Origin of the sequence: uncultured Blautia sp. (assembly GCF_902497045.1) — a bacterium.
Lineage (GTDB): Bacteria > Bacillota > Clostridia > Lachnospirales > Lachnospiraceae > Blautia_A.
In genome coordinates, this window is record NZ_CABVDF010000211.1 from 1 (window position 1) to 5,191 (window position 5,191).

Annotated in this window: 6 protein-coding genes; all 6 read left to right on the forward strand. The window is 38.8% G+C overall.

Annotated features, from left to right (window positions below):
• The first annotated feature begins 112 nt into the window (after positions 1–112).
• The 6 genes from RDS42_RS12360 to RDS42_RS12385 all read left to right on the forward strand — a co-directional run bounded on the left by RDS42_RS12360 (position 113) and on the right by RDS42_RS12385 (position 4,956).
• Positions 113–307, forward strand: coding sequence for a helix-turn-helix domain-containing protein (locus tag RDS42_RS12360; RefSeq protein WP_257465675.1), 195 nt, complete (start codon positions 113–115; stop codon positions 305–307).
• A gap of 12 nt (positions 308–319) precedes the next feature.
• Positions 320–1,411, forward strand: coding sequence for a site-specific integrase (locus RDS42_RS12365; protein WP_257465676.1), 1,092 nt, complete (start codon positions 320–322; stop codon positions 1,409–1,411).
• A gap of 169 nt (positions 1,412–1,580) precedes the next feature.
• On the forward strand, positions 1,581–2,663 hold the full coding sequence (locus RDS42_RS12370; RefSeq protein ID WP_257465677.1) for an AAA family ATPase: 1,083 nt from the start codon (positions 1,581–1,583) through the stop codon (positions 2,661–2,663).
• A gap of 67 nt (positions 2,664–2,730) precedes the next feature.
• Positions 2,731–2,970, forward strand: coding sequence for a complexin-2 (locus RDS42_RS12375; protein ID WP_257465678.1), 240 nt, complete (start codon positions 2,731–2,733; stop codon positions 2,968–2,970).
• A 147-nt stretch (positions 2,971–3,117) separates the two neighbouring features.
• Positions 3,118–3,345, forward strand: coding sequence for a DUF5348 domain-containing protein (locus RDS42_RS12380; protein WP_257465679.1), 228 nt, complete (start codon positions 3,118–3,120; stop codon positions 3,343–3,345).
• Positions 3,346–3,642: 297 nt separating this feature from the next.
• Entirely contained in the window at positions 3,643–4,956 is a 1,314-nt protein-coding gene (locus RDS42_RS12385; protein ID WP_308783926.1) for a plasmid recombination protein, read from the forward strand.
• The last annotated feature ends 235 nt before the right edge of the window (positions 4,957–5,191 follow it).

Sequence of the window (5,191 nt, forward strand, 5' to 3'; positions counted from 1 at the left end):
TACGAAATATTGACAACGATTAAAATACATGATATTATCAATTTACGAAAATCGTACAAATACAAAATACAGTAAACGTATTTGAAGTCTAAAGAGGAAAGGAGGATGCAAAATGGCAAGCTACAATTATATGATGAGTGCTGATGAAGTGGCACAGGAATTAAACTGTTCAAAATCTCATGCCTATAAACTGGTAAAAGCTATGAATAAGGAACTGGCTGCACAGGGATATATTACGATGGCTGGAAGAATACCAAAGGCATTTTGGGCAAAAAAGATGTATGGCTATGAAATAGCAGGAAATTAAAGGAGGATCAATATGGCTTACAGAGAAAAAGACACAAAAAAATGGACAGCCCAGTGGTTTGAGACTAATGTTATGGGTGAGAAGAAAAAACGCAGAAAGCGTGGATTTGAAACAAAGCGAGAAGCATTGGAGTTTGAACGAAGTAAAAAGTTAAGCAATGAGCGAAGTATGGATATGAGACTGAGCGATTTTATTGAGATTTATTTTTCAGACAAACAGAATGAACTGAAGGATCGGACAATCAAAAATAAAAGATATATGATGCAACAGCATATTATTCCATACTTTGGAAATCAGATGATGAGTGAGATTAAGGCTTCACAGATTATTCAGTGGCAGAATGAAATTCAGAAGAAAGGATATTCAGATTCTTATCTGAGAATGATTCAGAATCAGTTGACCAGTCTGTTTACACATGCAGCTAAGATCTATGATTTGCCGGTTAATCCATGTAAGAAAGTGAAACGAATGGGAAATTCGGATTCAAGAAGTTTGAACTTCTGGACACTGGACGAGTATAAACAGTTTATACAGACAATGGAGCCGGGAACACGATATTATCTTATGTTTGAGGTATTGTTTTGGACTGGATGCAGAATCGGGGAGCTGCTTGCGATTACAAAAGCTGACATTAATTTTGAGAAAAATCAGCTCAGTATCAATAAGACTTATTATCGAACAGGAATGCAGGATATTATCACAGAACCGAAAACAAAACAGTCTTTTCGGACAATCGAAATTCCAGAATTTCTAAAAGAGGAAATTAAGAAATTTGTAGATGGTCACTATGGAATGCCAGATACAGAAAGATTATTTCCAGTCGTTCAGGAAGCGGTACAGCATAAGATGAAACGGCAGATTGAGTTGGCAGGAGTAAAGAAAATCCGAGTGCATGATCTCAGACATAGTCATGTAGCTTATCTCATTGAGAAAGGCGTGGAACCATTACTGATTCGGGACAGATTAGGGCATAAAGATATTCGTATCACATTGAACACTTATGGACATCTTTATCCAAATCAGCAGAGGAAGATTGCAAATCTGCTGGATAATGAAAATGGAAATGCTGTTACTGGTTTGGGAGAAGCAAGAGATGAAGGTTGAAAAGATAAAAGAAAAAGCCCAGATAGATAATCTGAGCAAGTTCTCTGATAATCAGATTCACTGATATACCATCTTGGCAGATTCAGTATATCACGAATCGGGAAATACGACAATTCCCGAATATCTGTTTATCAGAGACTTGCCCGGAAGGGCAGGAGGAGATAATGGAATGAACATGAATGAAAAAAATATAATTGAGAATTGTAGAATAGAACCAAAACTGAAACTGATTAATATGGATTCAGTAGAGGTGGAACAGGTAGAATGGCTGCTTTATCCGTTTATTCCTTATGGGAAAGTGACCATTATACAGGGAGATCCAGGTGAAGGAAAGACAACGATGGTACTTCAGATTATCGCAAAACTGACCAAAGGGGAACCGATTCTTCCTGTCACTGATACAATGAAAACAAAAGAAAAACGAAGTGATGAAGTCGATAGTGAGAATGCGGATTTAAATGCCGAAGACAATAGGCAGGAACACTCTCTTATGTCGCCTGTAAATGTGATTTACCAGACAGCAGAAGATGGTCTTGGAGATACTATTAAACCTAGATTACTTGCGGCAGGTGCAGATTGTTCAAAGGTGCTGGTGATTGATGATAGCGATCAGCCACTGACAATGGCAGATGTTCGATTGGAAGAAGCTATCGTGCAGACAAAAGCAAAAATGGTTGTTCTTGATCCGATTCAGGGATTCTTGGGAGCAGAGGTAGATATGCACCGGGCAAATGAGATCAGACCACTGATGAAGCGTATCGCAGTGCTAGCAGAAAAATATCACTGTGCAATCATTTTAATTGGTCATATGAACAAAAACAGTAATGGTAAATCTTCTTATCGTGGACTGGGTTCTATTGATTTTCAGGCGGCTGCAAGAAGTGTTTTGATTGTCGGGCGAGTGAAGGAAGAACCGGAAATAAGAGTGGTATGCCATACGAAAAGTTCTCTTGCACCGGAAGGAACGTCGATTGCATTCAGACTGGATAAAAATAATGGGTTTGAATGGATTGGAGAATATGATATCAGTGCCGATGAACTTCTTAATGGAGACAGTAGAGGACAAAAAATCCAGAAAGCAAAAGAATTTTTGCTTGAGATTCTGGCAAACGGAGGAATGACTCAAAAGAAAATTGCAGAAGAAGCAGAATCCAGAGGAATAAAAAGAAAAACGTTGTGGAATGCCAAACGGGAACTTGAAATTGATTCCGTAAAACGAGGAAAACAATGGTATTGGATGTTGCCAGAATAAAAAAGGAAGATGGCAAGATTACCATTTCTTAAGAAGGGGGAATCTTACCACCTTGAAAGGAGAACAGATGCAAAATAAAAGTGTACAGATTCCATATGAGTTATTTTTTCAACTCCTGCAATATTTTTTGATGGATAACTACGATGGTGAAGAAATAATCCGGCTGGGATTGGAGAAAAAACTGGATGCAATGATGAATCGTGAAGTGTACAGCAAATCCAAAACGGCACCAACGGAAGAAGAAAGGGAAAGATTCCGGCAGGAATATCTGGACAGAAAGGGAATGCAAGAGAGCTTTCGATGGTAACAGTCCTTACTGATTACTTTATTACAGGAGCGTGTCACGCACCTGTGAGAAATAAACAAGGAGAATGCCGGTAAGGTGCAAACGAAAGGTTCTGATTGAACTGTGAATTTAACGGAAATTTTATCGCTGTGAAAGGAGAATGGTACAATGAAACAAGGAAGATTAGGATATAACAGTAGCAATGACAGATATGGCTTATTATCATCAGATTTATGGATCGATACGGGATTTCACTGTGGAGAAGGTCTTGAGGTTCTGATTGACGATAAGTGGGTAAGGACAAGAATGGAGATGAATACGGCAAGAGAATGGTATCTGGTGGGAACGCCGTACTGTGGAAATCTGGAATATGTGCAGGCGAGAATACCGGAATAATTTAGTTGAGAGAGTAACGAAGGAGATAAAATAGGTCTCCGCTCCGCTTCGGTCGGTGCAGGGCAGACGTCCTCCGGACGTCTTGCACCCCGGCAGGGCGCAAGGGTACTTTTGATGGACGGTACGGCTGTCGAAAGTGCTTTTGCGTTACTTTTGACAAAAGTAACAAAACCGCCGTATCCGGCGACAGTTTCTTAAATATCGCCATAACTGGCGTAAATAAAAATCACGTGCGATATCTGGCACTCGAACAGAGAGGAGATGAGAAAACTTATGATGAAACGAACGATTAGTGGTATGATCGGAGCCGGTTCACTGGCTCATAACAGACGGGATTTTATAGCAGAAAATGTAGATCCGGACAGAGTACAACTGAATATTTGCTACCAGAATGAGAATCTGAAAGAAGTTTATAAAGAGCTATTTGACGATGCTGTGGAGAGATACAATGTTGGGAAAAGAAAGGACAGGCAGATTGCAAATTATTATGAAAAAATACGACAGAGCAAACAAGAAAAGTTGTTTCATGAAGTGATATTCCAGATTGGAAATCGTGAGGATATGGCAGTGGGAACGACAGAAGGAGATATGGCTGTAAAGGTACTGGATGAATATGTGAAAGACTTCCAAAAACGGAATCCGACACTTTGCGTATTTAGCTGCTATCTGCACCAGGATGAAGCAACACCACATTTACATATTGACTTTGTGCCTTATGTGACTAACTGGAAGGGAAAAGGAATGGATACCAGAGTTTCACTGAAACAGGCATTGAAAAGCCTTGGATTTCAAGGTGGAAATAAGCATGATACAGAACTGAATCAGTGGATAAACCATGAAAAAGAAGTGCTGGCAGAAATTGCAAAGCAATATGGAATTGAATGGGAGCAGAAAGGCACACATGAAGAGCATTTGGATGTTTACAATTTCAAGAAAAAAGAACGCAAAAAGGAAGTTGCAGAGTTAGAAGTTCAAAAAGCTAGGTTGGAGGAAAAAAATGCCAGACTAGAAGAACGCAAAGTGGTGATGGAAGAAATAAATGAGAGGATGCTTGACCAATTGGATGAACTTGAGAAGGATATTTGTAAGGTTCAGGATAATTTGGATAAAACAGAAAAAGAAGCAGAAAAATCAAAGAAACAAGCCGAGAAATATGAAAAACAGCTTAAACGGATAGCTCCTCTTGCAGATAATATAAGGCGATATGCTGGGGAGTTTTCTAAACCCATAGATGAAGTGCTTCCAGAAGCAGATTTTCTGGAATCTGCTAAAACCTATCGAGAGAAGAAGGCAAAGCCAGTGATTGGAAAATTGAAGGAATTACTATATAGCTTATATCTGGCATATATCAAAATTCGTGAAGAAGTTGATAGAGTTCAGTATAAATATAACAGATTAGAGAGTTCAAACAAAATGTTAGCTATGCGGAATCAGGAGCAGATAGAGGTAATCGACAGTCTTAAAGAAGAAAATCAGGATTATTACCGATTGAAACGAGCAGTTGGCGAGAATAAGGCGGATATGCTTGTTCAAGCAGAGAGAAATCGGGAGATAGAAGAATATGAAATAAGAAAGGCACTAAAAAAGAGATATGACAAAGGTGCAAGATAAGGAGGGTACGAATAGATAGAAGGTATGGAATGTTGCGTAAAATATATTTAAAGGAAAATAAGTCCGCCAACTATCAGTTTATGCTGTTACCGGAAATATTGAGGAAGGTGTATAAAGAAGCTAGGGTAGGGGCTGATGAATAATATTCTGAAATGCGTGGAGGAGATAATGTTAAGCGAAATGATGTATGCGTAGAAAGCAGAATTTATGTTACGAATAAAATAAGAATTTGAAA